At 66.9% G+C, this 24,100-nt stretch carries 22 protein-coding genes; 11 read left to right on the forward strand and 11 right to left on the reverse strand.

Annotated elements, in window-relative coordinates; translation table 11 throughout:
• Positions 1-99: 99 nt before the first annotated feature.
• The 3 genes from HALXA_RS06825 to rtcA form a co-directional block, all read right to left on the reverse strand.
• Positions 100-1,428: a hypothetical protein gene (locus HALXA_RS06825; protein WP_013879581.1), complete on the reverse strand. Its 1,329-nt coding sequence runs from the start codon at positions 1,426-1,428 to the stop codon at positions 100-102.
• A gap of 121 nt (positions 1,429-1,549) precedes the next feature.
• Entirely contained in the window at positions 1,550-2,503 is a 954-nt protein-coding gene (gene kdgK1 / locus HALXA_RS06830) for a bifunctional 2-dehydro-3-deoxygluconokinase/2-dehydro-3-deoxygalactonokinase (RefSeq protein WP_013879582.1), read from the reverse strand.
• Positions 2,504-2,626: 123 nt separating this feature from the next.
• Entirely contained in the window at positions 2,627-3,787 is a 1,161-nt protein-coding gene (gene rtcA / locus HALXA_RS06835; RefSeq protein ID WP_013879583.1) for an RNA 3'-terminal phosphate cyclase, read from the reverse strand.
• 97 nt (positions 3,788-3,884) lie between these two features.
• Here rtcA and HALXA_RS06840 point away from each other — a divergent pair, with 97 nt between their 5' ends.
• Positions 3,885-4,817, forward strand: a complete 933-nt coding sequence (locus HALXA_RS06840; protein WP_013879584.1) for an HFX_2341 family transcriptional regulator — start codon at positions 3,885-3,887, stop codon at positions 4,815-4,817.
• A gap of 311 nt (positions 4,818-5,128) precedes the next feature.
• A complete protein-coding gene (locus HALXA_RS06845) occupies positions 5,129-7,801 on the forward strand; it encodes a valine--tRNA ligase (RefSeq protein WP_085940340.1) in 2,673 nt (890 codons plus the stop codon).
• A gap of 214 nt (positions 7,802-8,015) precedes the next feature.
• On the opposite strand, the gene HALXA_RS06850 is transcribed toward HALXA_RS06845, so the two are convergent.
• Entirely contained in the window at positions 8,016-8,288 is a 273-nt protein-coding gene (locus tag HALXA_RS06850; RefSeq protein WP_013879586.1) for a HalOD1 output domain-containing protein, read from the reverse strand.
• A gap of 317 nt (positions 8,289-8,605) precedes the next feature.
• On the opposite strand from HALXA_RS06850, the gene HALXA_RS06855 reads away from it, so the two are divergent.
• Positions 8,606-9,259: a ribonuclease HI family protein gene (locus HALXA_RS06855; RefSeq protein WP_049895425.1), complete on the forward strand. Its 654-nt coding sequence runs from the start codon at positions 8,606-8,608 to the stop codon at positions 9,257-9,259.
• 75 nt (positions 9,260-9,334) lie between these two features.
• Here HALXA_RS06855 and HALXA_RS06860 read toward each other — a convergent pair whose 3' ends face one another.
• The gene (locus HALXA_RS06860; RefSeq protein ID WP_013879588.1) at positions 9,335-11,491 is read right to left on the reverse strand and encodes an ATP-binding protein; all 2,157 of its coding nucleotides are present in this window, start codon (positions 11,489-11,491) and stop codon (positions 9,335-9,337) included.
• Positions 11,492-11,621: 130 nt separating this feature from the next.
• Positions 11,622-12,332: a DUF1405 domain-containing protein gene (locus tag HALXA_RS06865; RefSeq protein WP_013879589.1), complete on the reverse strand. Its 711-nt coding sequence runs from the start codon at positions 12,330-12,332 to the stop codon at positions 11,622-11,624.
• 125 nt (positions 12,333-12,457) lie between these two features.
• Here HALXA_RS06865 and HALXA_RS06870 point away from each other — a divergent pair, with 125 nt between their 5' ends.
• From HALXA_RS06870 to gdhB, 4 genes are all read left to right on the forward strand, one after another.
• Entirely contained in the window at positions 12,458-13,243 is a 786-nt protein-coding gene (locus HALXA_RS06870; protein ID WP_148263675.1) for an acetoacetate decarboxylase family protein, read from the forward strand.
• 78 nt (positions 13,244-13,321) lie between these two features.
• Entirely contained in the window at positions 13,322-14,269 is a 948-nt protein-coding gene (gene pdxS, locus HALXA_RS06875; RefSeq protein ID WP_013879591.1) for a pyridoxal 5'-phosphate synthase lyase subunit PdxS, read from the forward strand.
• Between the two features lie 238 nt (positions 14,270-14,507).
• Positions 14,508-14,651, forward strand: a complete 144-nt coding sequence (locus HALXA_RS21645; RefSeq protein ID WP_013879592.1) for a rubrerythrin-like domain-containing protein — start codon at positions 14,508-14,510, stop codon at positions 14,649-14,651.
• Between the two features lie 24 nt (positions 14,652-14,675).
• The gene (gdhB, locus tag HALXA_RS06880; protein ID WP_013879593.1) at positions 14,676-15,992 is read left to right on the forward strand and encodes a glutamate dehydrogenase GdhB; all 1,317 of its coding nucleotides are present in this window, start codon (positions 14,676-14,678) and stop codon (positions 15,990-15,992) included.
• A 20-nt stretch (positions 15,993-16,012) separates the two neighbouring features.
• Here gdhB and HALXA_RS06885 read toward each other — a convergent pair whose 3' ends face one another.
• The 4 genes from HALXA_RS06885 to HALXA_RS06900 form a co-directional block, all read right to left on the reverse strand.
• The gene (locus tag HALXA_RS06885; RefSeq protein WP_013879594.1) at positions 16,013-16,366 is read right to left on the reverse strand and encodes a hypothetical protein; all 354 of its coding nucleotides are present in this window, start codon (positions 16,364-16,366) and stop codon (positions 16,013-16,015) included.
• A gap of 96 nt (positions 16,367-16,462) precedes the next feature.
• The gene (locus tag HALXA_RS06890) at positions 16,463-17,344 is read right to left on the reverse strand and encodes a homoserine kinase (RefSeq protein ID WP_013879595.1); all 882 of its coding nucleotides are present in this window, start codon (positions 17,342-17,344) and stop codon (positions 16,463-16,465) included.
• A 61-nt stretch (positions 17,345-17,405) separates the two neighbouring features.
• Positions 17,406-18,671, reverse strand: a complete 1,266-nt coding sequence (locus HALXA_RS06895) for an MFS transporter (protein ID WP_013879596.1) — start codon at positions 18,669-18,671, stop codon at positions 17,406-17,408.
• Between the two features lie 128 nt (positions 18,672-18,799).
• Positions 18,800-19,414, reverse strand: coding sequence for a DUF6149 family protein (locus HALXA_RS06900; RefSeq protein ID WP_013879597.1), 615 nt, complete (start codon positions 19,412-19,414; stop codon positions 18,800-18,802).
• A 307-nt stretch (positions 19,415-19,721) separates the two neighbouring features.
• On the opposite strand from HALXA_RS06900, the gene HALXA_RS06905 reads away from it, so the two are divergent.
• The gene (locus HALXA_RS06905; RefSeq protein WP_013879598.1) at positions 19,722-20,960 is read left to right on the forward strand and encodes an NAD(P)/FAD-dependent oxidoreductase; all 1,239 of its coding nucleotides are present in this window, start codon (positions 19,722-19,724) and stop codon (positions 20,958-20,960) included.
• A 245-nt stretch (positions 20,961-21,205) separates the two neighbouring features.
• A complete protein-coding gene (gene nrfD / locus HALXA_RS06910; RefSeq protein WP_013879599.1) occupies positions 21,206-22,546 on the forward strand; it encodes an NrfD/PsrC family molybdoenzyme membrane anchor subunit in 1,341 nt (446 codons plus the stop codon).
• A 193-nt stretch (positions 22,547-22,739) separates the two neighbouring features.
• Here nrfD and HALXA_RS22015 read toward each other — a convergent pair whose 3' ends face one another.
• Positions 22,740-22,889, reverse strand: a complete 150-nt coding sequence (locus HALXA_RS22015) for a DUF7557 family protein (RefSeq protein ID WP_013879600.1) — start codon at positions 22,887-22,889, stop codon at positions 22,740-22,742.
• Between the two features lie 215 nt (positions 22,890-23,104).
• On the opposite strand from HALXA_RS22015, the gene HALXA_RS06915 reads away from it, so the two are divergent.
• Positions 23,105-23,344, forward strand: coding sequence for a hypothetical protein (locus HALXA_RS06915; protein WP_013879601.1), 240 nt, complete (start codon positions 23,105-23,107; stop codon positions 23,342-23,344).
• Between the two features lie 181 nt (positions 23,345-23,525).
• Positions 23,526-24,017 (forward strand): chemotaxis protein CheD, encoded by a 492-nt coding sequence (locus HALXA_RS06920; RefSeq protein ID WP_245550089.1) that lies wholly within the window; start codon positions 23,526-23,528, stop codon positions 24,015-24,017.
• Positions 24,018-24,100: the final 83 nt, after the last annotated feature.

The following is a 24,100-nucleotide window of genomic DNA, read 5'->3' on the forward strand; positions in this document are numbered from 1 at the left end:
GCCCGAGAACGGGGCGGCGGACAACTCGCGGGGAAGAAGGAGAAACCGTCGGGGACGATTGCGCGTCTCGGGACTCGCGCTCAGGGCGTACTCGAGCGATCAGTCCCAGAATCGTGCGAGTAATCCGGCGATCGACAGCGCGATCGTCGCGACGCCGACGCCGAAGCCGGGGAGGCTGTCGCCGCCGGAGCCGCCGTCGTCGCTTTCGCTTTCGGTCGTCTCGCCGTCGGTCGTTTCGTCGCTTCCGTCGTCGCCGGTTTCGTCGTCCGAACTGGTCTCGCCGTCGGTCTCGTCGGTCGTGTTCGAACCGTCGTCAGTCGAGTCGCCATCGCTCGACCCGTCGGTCGACCCGCCGTCATCCGAGCCGTCGATCGTCGCCGTTCGCTCGGAGAAGTGGTTGAAGGCGATGTAGACTGTCGCCTCGCCGTTCGCTTCGGCCTGCTGGGCGACCATGTACTTCGAACTGTCCGCGTTCTGCGTCGCCGCCTCGAGTTCGCTCTTCGAGGAGGCTTCGACGGCCGCCTCGCCGTCGACGGTTACGTCGATGTCCTCGAGCGAGCCGACGGCTTCCTCGGAGACGGTCGTGACGACGACCGTCCCTTCGCTGTGGGCGCGCTCGACCGTCATCTCGACCTGGCTCTCGGCGGCCTGACTGACGTTGGCGCTGATATCCTCGCCGTAGGCGACCGCGCTCGTCGCGGTCTCGCCGTCGCGGTCCTCGACGTGGACCTCGGCGGCCGCTTTGCCGTCGGCGATCAGCGACTCCTCGTACTCGGCGTCCTCGTCGCGCTCGCCGTCCTCGTACGAGCGGAAGGTCAGGGCCGCGTCGCTCCCGAGTTCGGCGGTGACGTTGCCCTCCTCGTTGACGGTCACGTTACCGTCGCCGACGACGAGGAAGACGCCATCTTGACTGCCGGTCTCGACGCGGACCGTGTCGCCGTCCTGTTCGGCCCGCGCGTCGGCGCCGAGTTCGGCCTGAACGTACTGACTCTCGCCGCCGCTGCGGACGACCAGCGAGCCGCGCCGGTTGTCGTGGGCCGACAGCGTCGCGCCGCTCTCGGCCTGCACCTGAGCGTTCGTCTCCGTCTGCGCGGCCAGCGACAGCCCCGCGCCGTTCAGGTCCGTCATCGTCTCGAGGGAGACGTCGGCGCCGAGGCCGGCGTCTGCACCGGCGTCGCTCTGGGACTGGACCGACACCGAGGTGAACGCCTCCTCGCCGTCGACCGTGTAATTGGTGATGGCGTCACCGTCGACCGCGAAGTCGACCTGCGTCCCCGCGTACGCCTCACTCTCGGCGCTCGTACTCGATTCTCCGTCTCCGCTTTGGGTCGTCGCTGCGCCCGCTGCACCGACGCCCGCGGCCAGTCCGATCGAACTCGCGGCCACGAGCAGTACAACGAGCAGTGCGGCTCCACGGTTCGTATTCATTGCGTCCGGAGAATGCGAGAGGGACGTAAAACGGCTTGTGGCAAATCCGTCCAAATGACGGGTTCACCCCACATATGACGGCCAATTCGGGTTATTCTAACGACACGAGCGCAGCGAATCGCTACCGCGAAATCGCCTTCGCGCCCTCTTTGACGACCGTCTCGACCTCCTCCTCGGTGATGAGCGCGACGTCGCCCGGAATCGTCCGCTTGAGCGCGGCCGCCGCCGCCGAGTACTCGAGCGCCGTCGGCACGTCGTCGCCGTCGAGTCGCCGTGCGACGAACGTTCCCGTGAAGGCGTCGCCGGTGCCGATCGGCGAGACGGTGTCCGTCTCGTAGACGTCCTGTTCGTGGACGACGTTGTCGTGCCAGCCGATCGCCCCCTCCGCGCCGCGGGTGACGATGACCGTCTCGAAGTCGTACTGCGAGCCCAGCTGGTGGGCGATCTGTCGCGGGTCGCCCTCGAGGCCGAGGACGTTCTGCGCGTCGCGGGCGGCGATGACGAGCACGTCGATACCGGGGAACAGCTGGGTCAGCACCTCCTTCGCCTCGTCGGGCGACCAGAGTTTGGCGCGGTAGTTGAAGTCGAAGGCGGTCGTCGTCCCGCCCTCCTTGGCCGCCTTCAGCAGGCTCATCGTCGTGTCGCGAAGCGTCGGCGAGAGCGCGGGCGTGATGCCCGTCGTGAAGAAAACCTTGGCGTCCCGAATCGGCTCGAGGTCGAACTCCCGCGTCTTTGCGGTCGTGACCGCGGCGTTTTGCCGGTCGTAGATGACGTTCGTGCCCCGGGGTTCGCCGGCCTGTTCCATGTAGTAGGTCCCCACTCGCCCCTGCGGGCTCCAGGCGACGTCGGTCTCGATGCCGTACTGGCGGAGCTTGCCGACGACCTGCCGACCCAGCGGGTTCTCGGGGAGCTTCGAGAGCCAGGTCGCCGACGTGCCGAGCCGCTGGGCGGCGATCGCGACGTTGCTCTCGGCGCCGCCGACGTGGACCTCGAACTCGTCGGTATCCTCAAGGCGCTCGTTGTCGGGCGGGGAGAGCCGCAGCATGGTCTCCCCGAAGGAGACGAGATCGCTCACGGTACATCCCTCCGTCCGGCGTGCGGATCGATCGGCGTCATAGCTCGGTCAACGGACGGGGCCGGTATAAGTCGTGTCGTTGTCACTCGAGGGCCGTGGCGTCGCGTGGGTTTCGGGTGCCGGTCAGCGGCTCGCGGTCGGGCCGATCGACGGTTCGGCGGTTACCGTTGCGGGGCCGCCGCCGGAATCGCTACCGTTGTCGCCTCCCTCCTCTAGATCGATCGACACGCCGAACGCCTCGAGCAACTCGCGACTCGCCGCGACGTGATCGGTCACTTCGGGCACGCGGACGCGGCCGCCCGCGATGGCGAGGAAGACGAGCAACTGATCGGCCATGTGTCGGTCGACCGGCGCCGTCGCCTCGCGCTCGAGGAAGCGGTTCGCGGCGTCGGCCGCGTCTTCGCCGACGCGCTCGGCGGGTTTGCCGCGCTCGCCCAGCGCAGTGAAGCCGGCGATCCCCGTCCCGTGATCGATGCGAACGACGAGCGCCGAGCCGGGACTGGGGCTCGCCGCAGTGGTTTCGCGCCGTTCCGCGGGCTCACGGCTGCCCGAGTCCGAGCCGCCGCGTTCGAGGTCGTCGACCGCGAGCCGCTCGAGCGCCCCCTCGACCTGCCGGAACGCCACGTCCCTGTCGGCCAGCGACTCGGATTCCGTCGAGTAGATTCGCACGGCCTCGAGCGGTCCGCGCTCGGCGAGTTCGATCGGCTCGAGTTCGGAGGGCCCGAGGTGCAAGGTTGCGCGGCCGCCGCCGTCGGGGTAGAACCCGCGGCGGTCGACCTCGCAGGCAGCTGTGAGTCCGTACCGGCGCAACAGTGGGAGTTTGACGTATCGGAAGTAATCCAGCGGCGGGGACCACTTCACGTCGGTCCCGCCGGTCGCCGTTATCCGCAGCGGGGACTCGAGGATCGTCGCGAGCGGCAGCAGGGACTCGAACAGCAGCGTGACGCTGCCGGCGGTGCCGATGTCGACGGCGTACTCGCCGCCCTCGAGTTTCGGGTGGCCGTTCGGGCCCGAATCAGCACCATCGTCCATCGAGAGGCCAGGATCGAACGCAACCGTCTCAGCGCCCAATTCCGCACCCGAAACGTTGGCGTCACAGATCTCGACCATCGTCTCGAGAACCGCCAAGTGCTGGTGTCGGAGGCCCGGCGTCGACCGATCGCCGCGGACGTTCTCGAGGCGGACGGCCTCGTTTTCCAGCACTGCGAGACCCAGCGCCGTGCGGAGGAACTGGCCGCCGGCGCTCGAGCCGTCGAGTTCGCGGTCGGGGTCGATACTCGTCATGCGAGGGGATTGCGTCTCGAGTACCGTAGCCGTTGTTCGTCGGCGCCGCGCTCGCTCGATCAATACTGTTAGGAGTCGGACGACCCAATCCGAGCGTATGCAAACCCACATCGTCCCGGTCGGGTTCGACTACGACCGGCTGATCGCGCCGCTGGTGCGCGATCAGATCGACGTCGAGCGCGTCATCCTGCTGGAGGGTGCCGTCGGGAGCGAGGCCAACGTCGAGTACTCCCGGCGGCTCTCGGAGAAACTCGAGACCGACTTCCAGAACCTGCTGGGTGCGAGCACCGAGCGGTTCGTCTTGGAGGACGTCTACGACTACGACGAGGCCTTCGAGCAGGCCTACGACCTCATCACCGCCGAGCTGGATCGGGGCAACGAGGTCTGGGTCAACATCGCCGCGATGCCCCGCACGGTCAGCTTCGCCTTCGCGACCGCCGCCAACTCGCTGATGGTCGAGCGCGAGGACGACCGCGAGCAGATCCACACCTACTACACCGCCCCCGAGAAGTACCTCGAGACGGAACTGGCCGAGGAACTGCGCGAGCAGATCGACCTGCTCGAGGACCTCGAGGCCGACCGCGAGCAAGCGGGGGACGGCGAGATCGCGGACGGGCGCATCGCGGACCGCCTCGAGAGCGCCCGCAACCTCCTCTCGGAGTTCGACGAGCGCGGGACCACCATCGGCGCGAAGGAGATCGACGGCCGCCACATCGTCGAGTTGCCCGTCGCTTCCTTCTCGAACGTCAAGCCCTTCGAGGAACTCATCCTCTACAAGCTCGGCGAGGACGGCGAGTTCGATTCGGTCTCCGAACTGGCCGAATCGCTCGCGCGCGAACTCAACGAGGAGTACACCGACAGCTTCCGCTCGAAGGTGATTTACAACGTCGATCGCCTGGGGCCGGGCGGAAAGGGATACATCGAGCGCGAGGAACACGGCAAATCGTACCGGACGCGTCTCTCCCGGATCGGCGAACTGTGGGTCCGCGCCCACTCCGACTCAGAGGCCACACTCGAGGACGAGGCGTGACGCCGCGGCCGGAGCGGAGACGACGGCCCGCGGACCCCCGAGCGAACGCGAAACAGCTAACAGGGCCGGCTCGAGTACACTCGTGTATGTCCGCTCCAGTCGCGGTTCCGGCCGATTCGTTCGACGGCCCGCGCGACGCCGTTTTCGTAGGGGCCCCGTAGCCCCGCATCTCCCACCCCGTTTCGACGGATGTATTGTCGGCGACCAGCATTCACCGAGCAACGACCGGTATCACCAATGGACGAGTACACTTTCCATCCGACGATGACCGACGCTAACGGACGCCCGGGACGGGCGGTGAGAGCATGAGCATGGACGCGCAGGAACAGGACGGCGAGGACGCGGGGGAACCGACCCTCGAGGGCTCCTACGACCCCGAAGCGGTCGAAGAGCGCTGGCAGCAGCGCTGGGTCGACGAGGAGGTCTACGCCTACGAGAGCGACCCCGAACGGGACCCCAACACACTCTACGCGATCGACACGCCGCCGCCGACGGTCTCGGGGAGTCTGCACATGGGTCACCTCTACGGCTCGACGCTGCAGGACTTCGCCGCGCGGTTCCAGCGGATGAACGACGGCGACGTCCTCTTCCCCTTCGGCTACGACGACAACGGAATCGCCTCGGAGCGGCTGACCGAGCGCGAACTGGACATCCGCCACCAAGACTACGAACGGCGGGAGTTTCAGGAACTCTGCCGCGAGGTCTGTCAGGAGTACGAGGCCGAGTTTACCGACCAGATGCAGTCGCTCGGGACCTCGATCGACTGGACGAGCACCTACAAGACGATCGAGCCCCGCGTCCAGCGGATCTCCCAGCTGTCCTTCCTCGACCTCTACGAGAAGGGCCGCGAGTACCGCAAGAAGGCCCCCGCGATCTGGTGTCCCGACTGCGAGACGGCCATCTCGCAGGTCGAGATGGAGGACGACGAGCGCGGCTCGCACTTCAACGACATCGCGTTCGAACTGGTCGGCGACGACGCCCCGCGCGACGAGTTCGTCATCTCCACCACGCGACCCGAACTGATCCCGGCCTGCGTCTCCGTCTTCGTCCACCCCGACGACGACGAGAATCAGGATCTGGTCGGCGAGACCGCCCGCATCCCGATCTTCGGCCACGAGGTGCCGATCATCGCCGACGACCGCGTCGACATGGAGAAGGGCAGCGGGATCGTCATGTGCTGTACCTTCGGCGACCAGAAGGACATCGAGTGGTACCAGGCCCACGACCTCCCGCTGCGCGTCGCCATCGACGAGTCCGCGACGATGACCGACCTCGCCGGCGATTACGAGGGCATGTCCACCGAGGAGGCCCGCGAGGCCATCGTCGAGGATCTGGACGACGAGGGCTATCTGCGCGACCGCTGGGATATCTCCCACACCGTCCAAGTTCACGAGCGCTGCGAGACGCCCGTCGAGTTCCGCGTCTCCAAGCAGTGGTACGTCGAAATTCTGGACCACAAGGAGGAGTACCTCGAGGCCGGCCGGGAGATGGACTGGTACCCCGAGAAGATGTTTACGCGCTACAAACACTGGATCGAGGGCCTCGAGTGGGACTGGCTGATCTCCCGCCAGCGCGACTCGGGGATTCCGTTCCCGGTCTGGTACTGCGCGGACTGCGACCACGAGATCATGGCCGCGCGCGAAGACCTGCCGGTCGACCCGCTGAGCGACGAGCCGCCGGTTGAGGAGTGTCCCGAGTGTGGTCACGACGACTTCGTTCCGGAGGACGACGTCTTCGACACGTGGGCGACCTCCTCGCTGACGCCGCTGATCAACGCCGGCTGGGACTGGGACGCCGAGGCCGAGGAGTTCACGATGGACAAGCCGGAGCTGTACCCGTTCGACCTGCGCCCGCAGGGCCACGACATCATCTCGTTCTGGCTGTTCCACACCGTCGTCAAGTGCTACGAGCACACCGGCGAGGTGCCCTTCGACGCGACGATGATCAACGGCCACGTGCTCGACGAGAACCGCGAGAAGATGTCCAAGTCGAAGGGCAACGTGGTCGACCCCGACGACGTGCTCGCGGACTACCCCGTCGACGCGGTCCGCTTCTGGGCCGCAAGCGCCGCGGTCGGCGACGACTTCCCGTACCAGGAGAAGGATCTGCGCGCCGGCGAGAAACTCCTGCGCAAGCTCTGGAACGCCTCGAAGCTCACCGACACGCTCGCCCCGCGCGAGCCCGAGGAGCCCGAAGCCCTCGAGCCGATCGACCGCTGGCTGCTCGCGGAACTCGACGACGCGATCGAGGAGCTCACCGCCCAGCTCGAGGAGTACGAGTTCGCGAAGGCCCGCGACCGCCTGCGCACGTTCTTCTGGAACACCTTCTGCGACGACTACCTCGAGATCGCCAAGGGCCGCGAGGACAACCCCTCGACGCAGTACGCGCTGCGGACGGCCCACCGGACCTTCCTCGAGCTGTGGGCGCCGTTCCTGCCCCACGCGACCGAGGAGATCTGGCAGGCCGTCTACAGCGACGACCCCGAGAACCTCGAGACCAACAGCATCCACGTCCGCGACTGGCCCGCACCGCAGGGGTACGACGCCGACCTCGAGGCCGGCGAGACTGCGATGGAGGTCATCTCCGCGCTCCGGCGGTACAAGAGCGAACAGCAGCTGCCGCTGAACGCCGACCTCGAGTCGGTCTCGGTCTACGGCCCGATCGAGGGCTTCGAGGACGCGATCCAGAACGTGATGCACGTGCAGACCCTCGAGGTGCTCGACGAGGAGCCCGAAGTGACGACCGAGGTCGCCTCGATCGACCTCGACTACTCGACGCTCGGGCCGAAGTTCGGCTCGAAGGTCGGCGAGATCGATTCGGGGATCGAGAGCGGCGAGTACGAGATCGCCGACGAGGAGGGCGTCCTCCGCGTCGCCGACGAGGAACTCGAGGCCGACCTCTTCGAGGTCGAGTACGAGCGCACCTACTCCGGCGCCGGCGAGATGATCGAGACCGAGTCGGCGGTCGTCATCCTCGAGGACTGAGCCGGTCGGGAACGATTCGAGGATTGCACGCTCACGGGTTCGTTCTTTTTCGTCCACGCCCACCGATACAGCGTCCCGATCGTTGTGAGCGCCAGTTCGTTATCGGGTTAGTCGGCGAACGATCGATCGGGGAGCAGGCGATCCCTCTCCTGGGGTTCCGATCGTTTCGGATAATGGATGTGAACAGCCTGAATACGGGGCACGAATTCGACGGTCACCCGTGATCTGCTGGTCGAAGTAGAAGATACTCGCCTTCCTCAACGGTGATATGAAAGCCGCTGTAGACGAATTTGACTATCCCGTCTCGTTGTGACTCGCATAGGTCGTCCAGCATCTCTGGATCGATCGTCCTGTACAGCGGACTCAACTCCCACGGCTCACACTCCTTTAGCGAACTCACGGCGTGGACGGCCGCCATACTCACGGATTCGTCCGCTGGAATTTCGTACTCGACCAGTAGCTGCTGTTCCTGATTCTCGGGCCCCATTATCAGTTTCAGTGGTCGTAACCGGATAAGTACCGAGTTTGAAAGTGTAACCGGTGCACTCGGCTGGATTAGCAGGTCTCTAGAACGCGAATGCAGGGGACGGTCGAATTCACTCTCTCTATTCAGCAGGCGGTCGTATCAGCCGCTGGGAGTTCCGGAGCGACGACCGATTCGAAACGGCCCGCCGCCGGTGCCACCTGAAGAGATTATCCCGCTCGAGCACCGAGGACCGATATGCAGCGGTGCGATCGGTCGACGGGATCGGCGGAAAGCGAGGGAGCGAGGGGTCGAACCCGAAGCCCGAGGAGGCGAGTGACGTGACCGACGACTCCCTCCCGGCCGAACACCTCTCGCCGCTCGCCGCGCTCGTCGACGAGGTGCTCGCGGGGTTCGGTTACGAGGTGGCGGCCGCCACCGACGCCATCGACGACGCCGTCCCCGGCTACGGCGGCCTGTTCGACCCCGAGACCGACTCGGACGAGTTGCGCCGCGCGCTCGAGCGCCTGCTGGAGTCGGGACTCGCCCGGCCGCCGGTCCCCGAGCCGACGGGCGACGCGTTCGTCCTCTACGTCGACGGCAGTTCGCGCGGCAATCCCGGTCCCGCAGGTGCGGGCGCCGTCATCATGGACGCTGCGGAGGACGAACTCGCCCGTCTCGGCCGCCCCGTCGGCGCCCGGACGGGGAACAACACCGCCGAGTACGTCGCCCTCCAGCTCGGGCTCTCCGAACTGTTGGCTCGCTACGAGCCGCGGCGGCTGGAGGTGCGCATCGACTCGATGACGGTCATCCAGGACGTCTGGGGCGGCGACGACCCGACGGAGCCGGGCGTCGAGGCGTACAGCGAGGCCGTCGCGGCGGCGCTCTCGAGCGTTCCGGACCACCGGTACACGCACCTGGCCGACGGCGACCCGAACCCGGCCGACGCGCTGGCGACGGTGGGTGCCGATATCGCGGCCTTCGGACCGGGATAGGACGTTACTTCGCTTCCAATTCGAAAGCTCGGCGCCGCCGAAAGCCGTTTTTGGCAGCTATCGGCGACGGTCGTCTCAGTCGCCGTCGGCGGCCGTCCCGACCGCCGGAAGCGTGAACGAGAACGTCGTTCCCTCGCCGGGTTCCGAGTCGACGCGGATGTCGCCGCCGTGGCGTTCGACGATGCGCCGACAGAGCGAGAGGCCGATGCCGGTTCCGGGGTGTTCCTCCCGGCCGTGGAGCCGCTGGAATACCTCGAAGATGCGGTCCTGATCGTCGGGGTCGATGCCGACGCCCTCGTCGCGGACCGAGACGTCCCACATGTCCCCCGCTCGCTCGGCGCTGACCCGCACCTGCGGCGGACCGTCGCCGCTGTACTGGACGGCGTTGGTGAGCAGGTTCTGGAACACCTGGCGCAACTGGCTGGCGTCGCCCTCGACGGTCGGCAGGTCCTCGACCGCGATGTCGGCGTCGCTCTCTTCGATCCGAACCCGGAGGTCTTCGCGGACGTCCGCGAGCACCGCGTTCAGGTCGACCGGTTCGAAGGGGTCGCCCTGCGTTTCGACCCGCGAGTACTCCAGCAGGCCGTCGATCATCTCGCGCATGCGCTCGGCGCCGTCGACCGCGAACTCGATGAACTCCTCGGCGTCGTCGTCGAGCTCGTCGCCGTACCGGTTCTCGAGGAGTTGGAGGTAGCTCGTGACCATCCGCAGCGGCTCTTGCAGGTCGTGGCTCGCCGCGTAGGCGAACTGCTCTAAGCGTTCGTTGGACGCCTCGAGTTGCTGTTCGTACCGCTTTCGCTCGGTGATATCGCGGAAGTAGACCGACAGGCCCGACTCGGAGGGGTAGACGGCAAACTCCAGCCAGGCGTCGAACGTCGCGGCTTCGATTTCGAAGCTGACCGGCTCCTGGGTCTCCATCGCCCGTTGATACTGCTCCCGGAAGAACGACTCGACCGCGTCGGGAATCGTCTCCCAGACCGGCCGGCCGAGCAGTTCCTCCCGCGAGCGGTCCAGGATCGCGGCCGCCTGTTCGTTGAGGTGGGTGTACCGCCACTCCTCGTCGAGCGCGTAGAACGCGTCCGAGACCCGTCCGAGGATCTCGCTCAACTCCGTCTCGAGTTCCGCCTTGCGCTGCTCGAGTTGGCGTTCTCGGGCCTTGAGTTCGGTAACGTCCTTCGCCGCGGTGACGATCCGTTCGATCTCGCCGTCGGGACCGAAGATCGGCGCCGAGTTCACGCGGAAGTAGAGCCGCTCGCCGTTCGGCGGTTCGAAGACGAGTTCCTCGTCCAGGACCGGTTCGCCCGTCGCCAGCACGCGGCCTGAGGTCGTCTCGCTCGAGTCGAGCAGCTCCCCGTCCTCGTCGTAGATCCTCCACTCGCCGGTGTCGACGGGGTTGTCGCGAAACTCCTGCTCGGAGAGGCCGAACGCCTCCTGTGCGCGCTGGTTCGCCCGAATCGTCTCCCGGTCGGCGTTCTGGACGGCGATCGCGATCGGCGCCGTCTCGAGCAGTTTCTCGGTCTGATCGTACTCCCGGCGGAGCTGCCGTTCGCGCTCCTTGCGGTCGGCGACGTCGTCGATCGAGAGCAGGACGAACTCGTCCCCGTCGTCGCCCGCGATCGGCGCGGCGGTAATCGACCGCCAGCGGCGCTCGCCGTCCGCGAATTCGACCTGACACTCGTAGTCGGTGACGGGTTCGCCGGCGTCGAAGACCCGCGCCCACGGCCGTTCGTCGTTCGGAATCGGTTCGCCGTCGGCGTCGTAGAGCGTCCAGGCGTCGACGCCGTCGGATTCGCAGTCGCCGTTCGGGCACGGGAGCCGATCGAACAGGCGTTCGTTCCCCCGCACGACCGTTCCGTCGGCCGCGACGACGCCGATCCCGATCGGCACCGTCTCGAGGATGCGTTCGGCGAGCGACCGGTCGGCGTTCGGCTGCCGGTCGGTCTCGTTCGGTTCCGGCGACTCGTCCCGCGTCGTCCGCTCGCTTCGGTCGCCCCGCTCGTCGACCGGCTGAGTCGCCGGCCGCCACCAGACGCGCGTCCCGTCGATCCGCTTCGTTCGAAGTTCGTTTCGTTCGATCAGTTCGCTCAGTTTGGTCCGCGCCGCACGAGTGCTACACCCGAGTCGCTCGGCGACTTCCCCGGCCGCGACCGGCGCGCCGGGGTGCTCCGACTCGGCGACGACGCGCCGGACGTCCTCGAGCGTCACGTCCGGCGCCGGACCGGGAACTCCCATAGGACCACCCTAGCGACAGATCAATAAACGTGTGGCGCTCGACCTGAGGCCGCGGTAGACTCCGTCATTCGCTCTCGGAGGGCTGCTCGTGCGCCGCTCTCGAGGATTTTGGCCCGAGTTCTGGTCGCGGCTACGACCCGCGGGTCGCCGTCGGTCCGTCGTCGACCCGAAGCGCGAGCTTCTCGGCGCGGATGGCCAGCGCGAGAAAGAGCGCGAGCAGCGTGAACGTCACCTCGCCGGCGGCGATGACCCCGAGCGCGTCCGCCCCGAGGAACATCGGCGTGTCGCGCGCGACGGGGATGAACGTGTGGTGGGGATCGCCGAGGACCGGGACGAAGTAGTCGACGACGAGGTTGCTCCCGTACCAGACGAGCGCGACGGCGACGCTCCACACCGGAAAGTCGGTGATCCGGTGGAGCACCAGCGCCTGCACGACCATCGCGAGGTGACTCCAGAAGAGAAACTGGTACATCAGCGGGTGGATGTAGCTGTAGGCGTCGGCGAACGCGAGCAGCGTGTACGGCGTCCACAGCCCGAGGATGATATTTCCGAAGAAGGCCAGTGCGGTCAGCCACGGCTGCTCGCGGCCGAGCTTCCAGCAGGCGATCGCCAGCGCGATCAGCAGCGTCGCCATCGGGCTGTCGGGCACCCAGGGCCACATCGCGGTCGGCGTGGTGGCGAACTGGCCCGAGTAGTACCAGAAGCCGAAGGCCGTCCCCGCGAGGTTGATCGCGACGACCAGCCACGCGAATCGCAGCCCCAGATCCTCGAGCGTCGTCGGCACAGGAGCCAGATACTTCGGCAACGGTTCGCGGTCGGGCAGCCCGGACGACGTGCTCATCGTTCATCCAGCGCGACGAACGGGTCGGGCAAAACGGTAGCGGTATGGACGTCCGGTTCCGGAACGGGATTCCCCGTCGAACTATCGGGCTGGCTGCCGTCGGTTCGTCCGTCGTATTCGAACCCATGTCCGCCGACCTCCCCCGCTCCGACGGCGATCGATCGCGCGTGCGCCTCTCGACCGGCCACACGGTCTCGTTGCCCCTCGAGCTCTCGTTCGCGATGGGCGGTGTCGTCGTCTCCGCTCGCAGACGGGTGCTCGAGTCGGTACTCCCGTCGAAACTCGAGCCGCTGGCGATCGCGCCGGGGATCGGCTGCGTCGCGCTCGTCGGCATCCGGTATCGGCAGGTCGGCCGCGATGGCGGGACCGGCCTCGAGCCCTACGACGAGTTCGCCGTTATCGTGCCGGCGGTCCGGGGCAGTCGCACGCGGCTTCCGCTCGCGCAGCTATTCGGCGGCGAACTCGGGGGCTACGTCCACCGGCTTCCCGTCACGTCGGACGCGTCGGTCGCCTTGGGCCGCGAGATCTGGGGGTATCCGAAGGAGCGGGGCGCCCTCACGGTCGCCGACACGCCGCGCGGGATCCGGATCGCCGTTGGTGGTCGGGACAGCGGCCCCGGCAACGATGCCAACGGCGGCGACGAACCCGCAGTTCGCCTCGCGGTTCCCCGCCCCCGAATTGGCGGCCGACACCGCGATCTGACGCTCCGGAGCTACAGCACGAAGGACGGAACGCTCCGTCGCGCGCGGGCTCGAGTCCGCGGCGAGCTCGCGATCGGACCGCCCGTCGGCGCGAGCCTGTCGGTCGCGCCCGAACTGGCGTCCGAAGTAGGACTGTGGCAGCGCCCGATCGCCCGCCTGTACGGGTCGGACGTTCGCGCGCGGTTGCACGAGGGCGTCCCCCTCGAGTGACGGCGAAACTTCCTGCGTGCGTCCGACGGCATCGCCGTAAAGGACACGCGTAAGTGGGATCGATCCTAACGCCGCAGTATGACAGCGTCTACCGATCCCGATAGCGCCGACGCCGATGCCGACGCCGACGCCGATCTCGAGGAACTGCGCCGCGGGACCGACCTCGTCAAGCGCGGCTTCGCGCGGATGCAGAAGGGCGGCGTCATCATGGACGTCGTCAACCCCGAGCAAGCCCGCATCGCCGAGGACGCGGGCGCGGTCGCCGTCATGGCGCTCGAGGCCGTCCCCGCGGACATCCGCAAGCGCGGGGGCGTCGCGCGGATGGCCGACCCCGCCGACGTCGAGGAGATCGTCGAGGAGGTCTCGATCCCGGTGATGGGCAAATCCCGAATCGGCCACACGAAGGAAGCCCAGATCCTCGAGGCCGTCGGCGTGGACATGATCGACGAGTCCGAAGTGCTCACGCCCGCCGACGACGCCTACCACATCGACAAGCGCGAGTTCACCGCGCCGTTCGTCTGCGGCGCGCGCAACCTCGGCGAGGCCCTGCGCCGGATCGACGAGGGCGCGGCGATGATCCGCACGAAGGGCGAAGCCGGCACGGGCGACGTGAACCAGGCCGTCCACCACCAGCGCAATATCAAGAGCGCGATCCGCAAGATCGAGGGCATGACCCACGAGGAGCGCGAGGCCTTCGCCCGCGAGATCGAGGCGCCGGCCGAACTGGTTCACGAGACCGCGGAGATGGGCCGTCTTCCAGTGGTGAACTTCGCCGCTGGCGGCATCGCGACGCCCGCCGACGCGGCGCTCATGATGCACCACGGCTGCGACGGCATCTTCGTCGGCAGCGGCATCTTCGGCGCGGAGAATCCGCCCGCGATGGCCGAGGCGATCGTCGCGGCGACGAACAACTGGGACGATCCCGAAGCGCTCGCAGAAATCTCGAAGAACCTCGGCAAGGGGATGAAAGGCGACGCGAACGCCGACCTGCCCGAGGAAGAGCAGCTGCAGGGTCGCGGCGTCTAAGCCCGCGACGGATATTTCTCGTTTTCTGGTTTCTTATCCTCGCTCTCTCACTACTCGAGCGGTCGTTACCTACCTCTTCACAGCGTTTCGAGCCGATTTTCCACGCTTCTATTTCACCTCCGCAGCGGTCCTGTGTTAGGTGCTCCTCGAAACCCCAATGGCACCTTAATCCATATAAGGTGCATTATGTCACATAATAGAATAAATACTATAAATATCCGTATCGTAGCCGGCGGTGATGTTCGACGCAACAGCGGGTTCCGAAACGGAATCCACGTACGAGTGTCTCCGGTGTGGGAAGCTCATAACGGCCAGCACACACCCGGGTGCGTGCCCGGAATGCGGGGCAGGGATCCAGAATCGGGCGAATTCTCTCGAGTAACGACTACTATCGATATCGATCTACATGGCTTCGAACGCAACAGCAGCAGACGTACCAGCGGGGACAGAGGCAGAGGACGAACCGGTCGACGAAGAATCGGCGCAGAAAACGGCGCTTCGGCAGCTCGAGCACGCCGCGGACCATCTCGAACTCGATCCGAACGTCGTCGAGCGGCTGAAACACCCGGCGCACGTCCACGAGGTCAACGTGCCGATCGAGCGCGACGACGGCTCGCTCGAGGTCTACACCGGCTACCGGGTCCAGCACGATAGCGTGCGCGGGCCGTTCAAGGGCGGGCTGCGCTACCACCCCGAGGTCACGCGCGAGGAGTGTATCGGCCTCTCGATGTGGATGACCTGGAAGTGCGCGGTGATGGACATCCCCTTCGGCGGCGCGAAGGGCGGTATCATCGTCGATCCGAAGGACCTGAGCGAGGCCGAAACCGAGCGGCTCACCCGTCGGTTCACCGAGGAAATTCGCGACGCCATCGGGCCGAACAAGGACATTCCGGCGCCGGACATGGGGACGGACCCGCAGACGATGTCGTGGTTGATGGACGCCTACAGCATGCAACAGGGGGAGACGATCCCCGGCGTCGTCACCGGCAAACCGCCCGTCGTCGGCGGCAGCGAGGGCCGCGAGGAAGCCCCCGGTCGCAGCGTCGCGATCGTCACCCGCGAGGCCTGCGACTACTACGACCAGCCTCTCGAGGAGACGACGGTCGCCGTTCAGGGGTTCGGCAGCGTCGGCGCGAACGCCGCGCGCCTCCTCGACGAGTGGGGCGCGACGGTCGTCGCGATCAGCGACGTCAACGGCGCCGCCTACGATCCGGACGGCATCCCCGTTCAGGAGATTCCCTCCCACGACGAGGAGCCCGAAGCTGTCACCGAGTACGCGAACGCCCACGCGGACCAGATCATCACCAACGAGAAGCTCCTGCAACTCGACGTGGACGTGCTGATCCCGGCCGCGATCGGGAACGTGATAACCGAGGCGAACGCCGACGACGTCCGCGCCTCGCTCGTCGTCGAGGGCGCGAACGGGCCGACGACCAGCGCCGCGGACGCGATCCTGACCGAGCGAGGCATCCCCGTGATCCCCGACATCCTGGCGAACGCGGGTGGCGTCACGGTGAGCTACTTCGAGTGGCTCCAGGACATCAACCGCCGCTCGTGGTCGCTCGAGCGCGTCAACAGCGAACTCGAGGCCGAGATGGAAGCGGCCTGGAACGCGGTCCAGCGGGAGGTCGACGACCGCGGCGTGACCTGGCGGGACGCGACGTACATCGTCGCGCTCGACCGGATCGGCCGCGCTCACGAGGCGCGCGGGCTCTGGCCCTGACGCGTTCGGCCACTGTTTCTCTATCGCTCGTGACGCGAGTGACGAGTTCCGACCGCGACGGTTACGATTACCAGGAATCCGAGATACGTCACCAGTGCGCCCGCTATCGCTGATAAAACCGGTGCGGGTGCGACCCGCGCTCCGACGATGATCACGACGACCGCGAGGATGACTGCTGCGACCTGAACGATCCGCTGTTCCCAGTACTCGCGAACGAGTTCGGGATCGCGGGCGGCGACGAGTTCGAACGCGAGCGTACCGGCCCCGCCGAGTACCGCAGCAGGCCACGAGACCGGTGCGCCGACGCGGACGAACGCAGCAATGGTCGCCGCAAGAACGAGTCCCGTCAGTCCGGCGTCGGTTCGAGCGCCCATAGCGTTCGATTCGATGTCGACGTCTCCGCCGATGCCGTCTCGAGGCAGAACGTGCCTCGGGACGGCGACCCGCGAGACGGGCCGCCCGCGATTACGTCACTCCCGGTACAAGCGCGCGCCCTCGCCGACGCGAGTCTGGTAGGCCCGGCTGTCGATCCCGACCGCCTCGAAGGCCTCGAGCATCGCCGACGCGACCGCCCGTTGATCGTGCTGGTGACAGACCGCCAGCACGCCCGGTCCGGCGCCGCTGACGGTGACGCCGGTTGCGCCCGCGTCGAGGGCGGCCGTGCGAACCTGCTCGTAGCCGTCGATCAGGCTGGTCCGCTTGGGAGTCACGATCGCGTCTTCCATCCCGCGACCCACGAGATCGGGGTCGTTTCGCGTCATTCCGACCGTCAGCGTGGCGGCGTTCCCGACGGTGTCGACGACGTCCTCGAGTGCCGCGCTGTCAGGGATGACGTCGCGCGCGTCGCGCGTCGAGACGGCCGTCTCGGGGAGGCAGGCGACGACGGGAATCTGCGCGTCGACCTGCGTGACGCCGTCGTCGGTCGCGATGGTAAAGCCGCCCAGTAAGGAGGGAGCGACGTTGTCGGCGTGGGCCTCGCCGGAGACGAGCGCCTCGCCCTCCGCGGCGATCGGGACGAGTTCCTCGCGGGTGTAGCCACGGTCGTAGAGGTCGTTGAGCGCGACGGCGGCGGCGGCCGCGCTCGCAGCCGAGGAGCCCAGCCCCGAGGAGGGACGGACGCCCTTGTCGATGTGGATGCGGGCCGGCGCGTCGAGCGCGTCGGCGACCGCACCGACGGTGTTTTGCGCCGGATCCTCGGGGATGTACTCGCTGCCGGCGCCGGTGACGGAAATCGTCGTTTTCGGCGCGCGTTCGACCCGGACGACGTCGGCGGGCGTGCCGAGAGCGACGCCGAAGACGTCGAAGCCGCTCCCGAGGTTCGCGCTCGTCGCCGGTGCCCGCACGGTGAGCATGGCCAGTGGTTGCCACAGTGCGGCCAAAAAGGTAGCGAACGACGGCGGCGACGCTCCGTCCTCAGTCGTCCGCCTTCGCGTCGACCGTCCGCTCCGGGCCGACGAACCGGTCGAGTCCGGCGAGCAGCCCCGCCGAGAGGACGGTTCCGGCGAGCGCGAAGCCCGCGATCGTCAGGAAGAATCCGGTCGTAGAGAACGCCTCGAGGACGAAGCCGCCGACGGCGATGCTCGCCGAGCCGATGCCGAACTCCCCGAGGTAGGTGTAGCCGTAGGAGAGCCCGCGCGTGTCGGCCGGCGTGTAGACGGCGACGGCGTCCTGGTAGAACGGCTGGATCGCGAACAGGAAGAAGCCGAAGACGCCACAGAGCGCGACGATCGGCCCGAGCCCCATCTCCACGACCGGGACGAACGCGAGCGCGAGCACGACGAAGACGGCGAAGAGCGCGGCGAGCCCGCGCTCCGGATCGACGCGGTCCGTGAGTTTCCCGCCCGCGTACTGGCCTGCCATGCCGACCACTAAGAGGCCGACGTAGATGTACCGGCTCGGCTCGATCCCCTCGAGGTCGGCCGGGAGCGGCAGCGCCTCGATCGCAGGTGCGCTGTGGAGGATCTCGGGGAGGTAGGTGAGCATCCCGCGGTAGTACAGCCCCTCGAAGGCGACGATGACGAAGATCAGCGCGAAGGCGCTCGCGAACAGCGTCCGGGAGTTCGTCAAGAGCTCCGACAGCGACAGGGCCTCGTCGGCGCCGGCCTCGACGTCGCCGTCGACGGCCGCGGTCGGATCGAACTCGGCCGTGAGTCCGTACAGCACCGCGAGGAGTCCGGGAATCGCGAGCAGCGCCACGACGAGTCGCCACTCGAGGACGATCAACAGCGTCGCGGCGACGAACGGGCCCAGCGCGATGCCGACGTTGCCGGCGATGCCGTGCCAGGCGAAGACCGTCCCGCGTTCCGCGACGCCGGTGCTGATCAGCGAGAGGCCGGCGGGGTGGTAGACGCTCGCGGCGACGCCCCACAGGATCAGGCCGACGGCGACGGCGTAGATCGAGGTGCCGACCGAGAGCAGCAGGAAGGCGACGCTCATTCCGCCGAGACAGCACAGGATGAGCCGCTTCGGGCCGTACCGGTCGGCGAGAATCCCGCCGGGCAGCGCGCCGGCGCCGAAGGGCGCGTAGCCGAGCGCGACGATGAGGCCGAACAGGGCGACGCCGACGTCGAACTCGTTCAGCCAGACGACGAGAAAGATCGGGATCGACGTCTCGAACCAGTGAACCAGCGCGTGCCCGGCCATCGTGAAGCCGGCTATCGAACGATCGTTCGCGTCCATTCCTCCTTAAAACCGCGGCCCTCCGCGCACTTAGCCGCTTGGGAGGCGCCGAAATCAGCCGGATCGTTGCGTGAAAGGGTGGGTGTCGCTTGCGATCAGGGACAGGTGAGCATCCGGTTAGGAGGAAATCACGCGGCCGTTTGATCGCCGTCCGAATCCGCGTCGCCCTCGCCGACGCCGACCGCCTGCGAGACGTCGACGTCGTCGGGGTCGTCTTGCCCGCCGATGACGAGTTCGCCCTCCTCGTTCTCGACGTAGACGTCGTCGGCGAACCCGCCCTCGGCGTGGGGGTGCTCGGGCTCCTCGAGTTTCTCGGGCGTCGAGGGGGCCTCGGGCAGCCCCTCCGGCGGCGCGAACTGGCCGAGCGGGTCGTCGATCGTGATGTCCCACCGCTCGAAAAAGTCCCCGTAGCGCTCGTAGTGGTCCTCGAGTTCGTCGCCCGGGAACTCCATCATCTCGGTCCAGCCGTGGTTGTAGAAGTCGAAGTTGGCCTGGACGTGGGTTATCTCGCGGGCTTCGGCCTCGGAGTAGCCGTCCTTGAGCGCGCGCAGGTAGGTGTCGACCGTCGCGTCGAAGAGGGCGTCGAGATGGGCCTCGCGCTCGTCGGCGTGGTCCGGGTCCGCCTTCCCGAGGAAGACCTTCGTGTGCATGCGGACGAGTCCCGACTTGGCGACCGACCGGACGACCGGCGTCTCGAGTGCCTTTCGCGAGGCGAAGTGACGCGCGTTCTGGCGGAGTTTCATAGCCCGTCGTACGGACGGTAGCGTAAAGAACGGTTCGGACAACAGCGTAGGCCGGCGGCGGCGCGCGGTGTCGCGCGGCAACGGTGCGCCTCACGCGCTCGAGCGAGTGCGGCCAGTTCGTTGACGACTAGGGTCGGAGGTTGGTGCAATACTTGCTGGTATAAATACCCCGTCGTATGACCCGTCAAATTATATGATTCCCGCCCCCTGATCGGTCGAACCGGACAATCGTTTGGACCGTTCAGCGGGCCAGTCAAAATAGACGAGATAGCAACCCACTTTAACCCGCATTACGAACGGTCCGGATATGACAGAGTACGTCATCATCGGTGACGGGATCTCTGGCAGTTCGGCTGCCGAGACCCTCCGGGAGGAAGATCCGGACGCGAAGATTACCGTCATCACCGATGAGGGGGAAGCACTGTATAACCGCATTCTGATCAAGGAACACGCGAAAGGGAAGCTTCCCGAGGCCCCCATCTCCATCCACGACGAGGACTGGTACGACGAGCGCGACATCGACCTCTCCCTGAACACGCACGTCACGTCGGTCGACACCGACGACAAGACCGTCCACACCCACGAGGGCGAGGCAATCGGCTACGATAAGCTACTGATCGCAACCGGCGGTACTCCGACCCAGCTGCCGGTCGAGAACAGCGACGCCGAGGGCGTCCACCACTTCTGGACCTTCCAGGACGCACGACGCATCCGCAAGGCCGCCGAGAATTCCGAAGACGCCGTCATCGTCGGCGCCGGCCTACTCGGCATCGACTTCGCGGCGGTCTGTGGCGCGCAGGGCATCGAGGGCAAGTACCTGATGCGCGGCGACCGCTGGTGGCGCTACGCGCTCTCCGGGGACGGCGCGGAGATCATGCACGACGGCATGCGCGAGAAGGGCGTCGAACCCGTCTTCGACAGCGGCGTCGACCGCTTCGAGGTCGACGACGATGGCCACGTCGAAGCCGCGATCGACCCGAACGGCGACCGCTTCGAGTGCGACTGGGCGGGCGTCGCCATCGGCCTGACCTTCAACACCGAGTTCCTGCGCGGCAGCGGCATCGAGCAGGACAACGGCATCGTCGTCGACGAGTACATGCAGACCAACCTCGAGGACGTCTACGCGGCCGGCGACCTCACCCGGTTCTACGACGTCCTGCTCGGCGAGCAGGCCCAGAACGGCTCCTGGGGCTCGGCCAAGGAGCAGGGTCGCGTCGCCGCGGTCAACATGGCCGCCGACGCCGAGGACGAGGAGTTCGAGTGGGTCTCCTCCTACTCTATCACGCACTTCGATTTCCCCTTCCTCTCGTTCGGTCACCCGACGCTGGGCGACGAGCACGCCGAGCGCAAGTACAGCGACACCGAGTGGCGCCGCATCGCCTTCAAGGACGGCAAGATCGTCGGCGGCGTCCTCATCGGCGATCTCTCGCCCCAGAGCAAGTTCAAGCAGCTGATGCGCGAACAGCGCGAGGTCGCCGACCAGAAGGAGGTCCTGCTCGAGAAGCAGGTCGACCTCGACGAGCTCGCACCCGCACAGGAACAGTAAGCCGGACTGAGGCTCCCGTCTTTTCGTTGCGTTCGGTTTTCGATCCCGTCACCGAGGGTGTCGCTCCCGTCCGCGCCGTTCGTAATCGGTTTCGTCGGTTTCGCGCGGCCGTCGCCGTGTTCGTCCGATCGTTCTACGGCGATCGTCGGTTCTGGCTGCCACAGCCGCGAGTCGACGACGTGCTTGCACACACAACCTGCGAAACGAAATGCGTGGCTGGGGTAGGCACGGGAGACTCTCGCACGATGAGCACGAAAACGCCGAGCAGAGCCGACATTCTGCGTCCGATCACGAGCACGTCGCGGAAGTACTACGCGCTGGTCGCCGTCGCCGGGTTGGCCCTCGGCGTCTTCCTGATCGGCTGGGCCTACCAGCTCCAGCAGGGGCTGGCCGTCACCGGCCTCTCCGACTGGGGGACCGGCGGCGGCGTCACCTGGGGCGTCTACATCGGCGCGTTCATCTGGTGGGTTGGGATCGCCCACGGCGGGATCATCCTCTCGGCCGCCGTGCGGCTGCTCGGCATGGAACGGTACATGCCGGTCGCTCGCCTCGCCGAGATGCTGACGCTGGCCGGCCTCTCCGCGGCCGGCTTCTACATTCTGGTCCACATGGGTCGCCCGGATCGGATGGTCACGAGCGTCATCGGTCACTACCACATCACGGTCAACAACTCGCCGCTGGTGTGGGACGTGACCGTCATCACGGCATACTTCGTCCTGACCGCGACCTACCTCTCGCTGACGCTACGGTACGACGTTCACCGACTGCGCGATCAACTCCCGGACTACTTCGACCCCATCTACGCGGTCATGACGCTCGGCTACTCCGAGCGCGAGGACGAGATCGTCCAGCGGATGGTCTGGTGGCTCGCGCTGGCGATCATCATCATGGCTCCGCTCCTGCTCCACGGCGGGGTCATCCCGTGGCTGTTCGCGGTGCTGCCGACCTACCCGCGCTGGTTCGGCGGCGTGCAGGGCCCGCAGTTCCTCACGATCGCGCTCACGTCCGCGATCAGCGGCGTCATCATCCTTTCCTACAGCTTCCGTCGAGCGTACGACTGGGAGCACATCATCACCGACGACATCTTCCGCGGCCTGACGCTCTGGCTCGGGTTCTTTTGCCTGCTGTTCCTCTGGCTCCAGCTCCAGCAGGTGACGACCGGTACGTTCTCCCCGCCCACCGGCCTCGGCCACACCTGGGAGGCGACCCTCGAGCAGCCGGCCTACATCCTCTCGATGACGCTGGTCGGCCTCGTGCTGGCGTACATCTTTGCCCAGACGATCCGGCCGGCGCTGTTCTCAAAGACGCGCGCGCTCATCTGCGCGTTCGCCGTCCTCACCGCGACGCTGCTCGAGAAGATCCTGTTCGTCATCGAGGGCTTCTTCCATCCCGTGTTCGACATTTACGCGGCGACGCCGGGGACGTACGTGCCGAGTTTGATCGAACTCGCCTCGCTCGCGGGGACGATCGGCCTGGTGGCGCTGTTCTTCCTGAGTCTCGCCAAGGTGGTTCCGGTCGTCGAACTCCACGCGGTCGAACACCTTCGAGAAGACCACGACCACGAGGATACCGTGATGGAGGACTGAGGCTGCGGTTCCGGGAACGCTGCGTCTTTTCCGCTGCTCGACCGTCTCGATTCGGTTTTCGATCCGTACCGTGCTGTCCCGTGAACTGCAAGCGACGCGCTCGCGATGCGTCTACAGTTCGAAGCCCGACGAAGACGAAACGACTGCGCCGGCCGCTCGCTTCCGGTCGGCACGCTGTACGCCGTCGCAACCGCTACTCCGAGTAGCCCTCCTGCAGGAACGTCCCTTCGGTCTCGTACATCGAGACCAACTCCTCGACGAGTTCCTCGGGGGATTGGCCCGCCTCGCAGTGGCTCTCGAGTCGGTCCATCAGGTCGTCGCTGATTTCGAGTGTCTGGGTCATGGTTGGATGGGGTTAGGGTCGTGATCCACGGGACCTCCCGAACGCGGTCGCCCGTTCGTCCGCGCGGCCGCGGAAGCCTCGTTTCGGGCCCACGTCGGACACGGGTTTGTACTATTCCCTTGCAGTAAAGTCGTCGCGTCCGCCCGCGTCCGCCAACCGGCGGCCGGCAGCGGACGGGCCAGCGTTTACCCCCGGTCTCGTCGTAGCCGTCGAGTATGACGGCACCGTTAACGGACGACGAGGTCGGAAAGACGGTCGTCGACGCGGAAGGCAAAGAACTCGGCATCGTTGCGAAAGTCAACGGGTCGCGGGCCTACGTGGACCCGAACCCGTCGCTCACCGAACAGTTCATGGCGTCGCTCGGCTGGGAAGGCGACGACGAGGAAGACTACATCGTCACCGAGGACATGCTCGAGTCGGTCGGCGAGGAGATCGTACTGCGGGGCGAGATCTGATCGAGCCGCCGAAGCAGGGAGTTTCGAGTCGGTAGCGACGCGCTCGTTTTACCGACGGCTATCACCGTCGGCAGCCGTTCGCCCGGCGCACGGAGGTGACGGCCGGAAAGGCTACCACAGAGCAACGGCGACTATGCCCAAGGGGGCGGTCGGGGGTGGGACCTGCAAACGAGGTGATTCCGTGGTCGACAGCGAATACGAGTGCATACCCGTCGGAGTCGCGGAGTACGCCGTCACCGGCGAAACCCGACCGCTGAAGACGAGCGGCGTGGGATCGTGCGTAGCCGTGGCGCTCCACGATCCTGACCACGAAGTGAGCGGCCTCTTGCATTTCATGCTCCCCGAGTCCGACTCGCGGACCCGCCCCGAACCCGACGCGAAGTTCGCCGATACCGGCCTCGAGGCGATGCTCGACGAGTTCGAGCGCGAGGGCGGCGTCCCGGATCGCTCGTGGGCGAAACTCGTCGGCGGAGCGACGATGATCGAGTTCAGCGGCGCCGGCGGATCGATCGGCGACCAGAACGTGGCCGCCGCGAAGGCGCTGCTCGAGGCCTACGGGATTCCCGTGCGTGCGGTCGAGGTCGGCGGCAGCGCCGGGCGTTCGATCACGTTCGACCCGAGCAGCGGAGACGTCGTGATCAGGACTGCCGGCGGCACTATCGTTCGAAAGTAGGCTCGGTTCGCTCCGAGTAGACAAGGTTTTGCTCGTCCGTCCCGTGGAAACTCGTGGAGCCAGGATCCCTGTCACACGCTCCG

Origin of the sequence: Halopiger xanaduensis SH-6 (assembly GCF_000217715.1) — an archaeon.
GTDB lineage: Archaea > Halobacteriota > Halobacteria > Halobacteriales > Natrialbaceae > Halopiger > Halopiger xanaduensis.

What these genes read in the sequence shown, in the direction of transcription:
- HALXA_RS06825 (WP_013879581.1), bottom strand. Translation starts at nt 1,428, where the DNA reads ATGAATACGAACCGTGGAGCCGCACTGCTCGTTGTACTGCTCGTGGCC.
- rtcA (WP_013879583.1), bottom strand. Translation starts at nt 3,787, where the DNA reads ATGACGAGTATCGACCCCGACCGCGAACTCGACGGCTCGAGCGCCGGC.
- HALXA_RS06840 (WP_013879584.1), top strand. Translation starts at nt 3,885, where the DNA reads ATGCAAACCCACATCGTCCCGGTCGGGTTCGACTACGACCGGCTGATC.
- HALXA_RS06845 (WP_085940340.1), top strand. Translation starts at nt 5,129, where the DNA reads ATGGACGCGCAGGAACAGGACGGCGAGGACGCGGGGGAACCGACCCTC.
- HALXA_RS06850 (WP_013879586.1), bottom strand. Translation starts at nt 8,288, where the DNA reads ATGGGGCCCGAGAATCAGGAACAGCAGCTACTGGTCGAGTACGAAATT.
- HALXA_RS06860 (WP_013879588.1), bottom strand. Translation starts at nt 11,491, where the DNA reads ATGGGAGTTCCCGGTCCGGCGCCGGACGTGACGCTCGAGGACGTCCGG.
- HALXA_RS06865 (WP_013879589.1), bottom strand. Translation starts at nt 12,332, where the DNA reads ATGAGCACGTCGTCCGGGCTGCCCGACCGCGAACCGTTGCCGAAGTAT.
- HALXA_RS06870 (WP_148263675.1), top strand. Translation starts at nt 12,458, where the DNA reads ATGTCCGCCGACCTCCCCCGCTCCGACGGCGATCGATCGCGCGTGCGC.
- pdxS (WP_013879591.1), top strand. Translation starts at nt 13,322, where the DNA reads ATGACAGCGTCTACCGATCCCGATAGCGCCGACGCCGATGCCGACGCC.
- HALXA_RS21645 (WP_013879592.1), top strand. Translation starts at nt 14,508, where the DNA reads ATGTTCGACGCAACAGCGGGTTCCGAAACGGAATCCACGTACGAGTGT.
- gdhB (WP_013879593.1), top strand. Translation starts at nt 14,676, where the DNA reads ATGGCTTCGAACGCAACAGCAGCAGACGTACCAGCGGGGACAGAGGCA.
- HALXA_RS06885 (WP_013879594.1), bottom strand. Translation starts at nt 16,366, where the DNA reads ATGGGCGCTCGAACCGACGCCGGACTGACGGGACTCGTTCTTGCGGCG.
- HALXA_RS06890 (WP_013879595.1), bottom strand. Translation starts at nt 17,344, where the DNA reads ATGCTCACCGTGCGGGCACCGGCGACGAGCGCGAACCTCGGGAGCGGC.
- HALXA_RS06895 (WP_013879596.1), bottom strand. Translation starts at nt 18,671, where the DNA reads ATGGACGCGAACGATCGTTCGATAGCCGGCTTCACGATGGCCGGGCAC.
- HALXA_RS06900 (WP_013879597.1), bottom strand. Translation starts at nt 19,414, where the DNA reads ATGAAACTCCGCCAGAACGCGCGTCACTTCGCCTCGCGAAAGGCACTC.
- HALXA_RS06905 (WP_013879598.1), top strand. Translation starts at nt 19,722, where the DNA reads ATGACAGAGTACGTCATCATCGGTGACGGGATCTCTGGCAGTTCGGCT.
- nrfD (WP_013879599.1), top strand. Translation starts at nt 21,206, where the DNA reads ATGAGCACGAAAACGCCGAGCAGAGCCGACATTCTGCGTCCGATCACG.
- HALXA_RS22015 (WP_013879600.1), bottom strand. Translation starts at nt 22,889, where the DNA reads ATGACCCAGACACTCGAAATCAGCGACGACCTGATGGACCGACTCGAG.
- HALXA_RS06915 (WP_013879601.1), top strand. Translation starts at nt 23,105, where the DNA reads ATGACGGCACCGTTAACGGACGACGAGGTCGGAAAGACGGTCGTCGAC.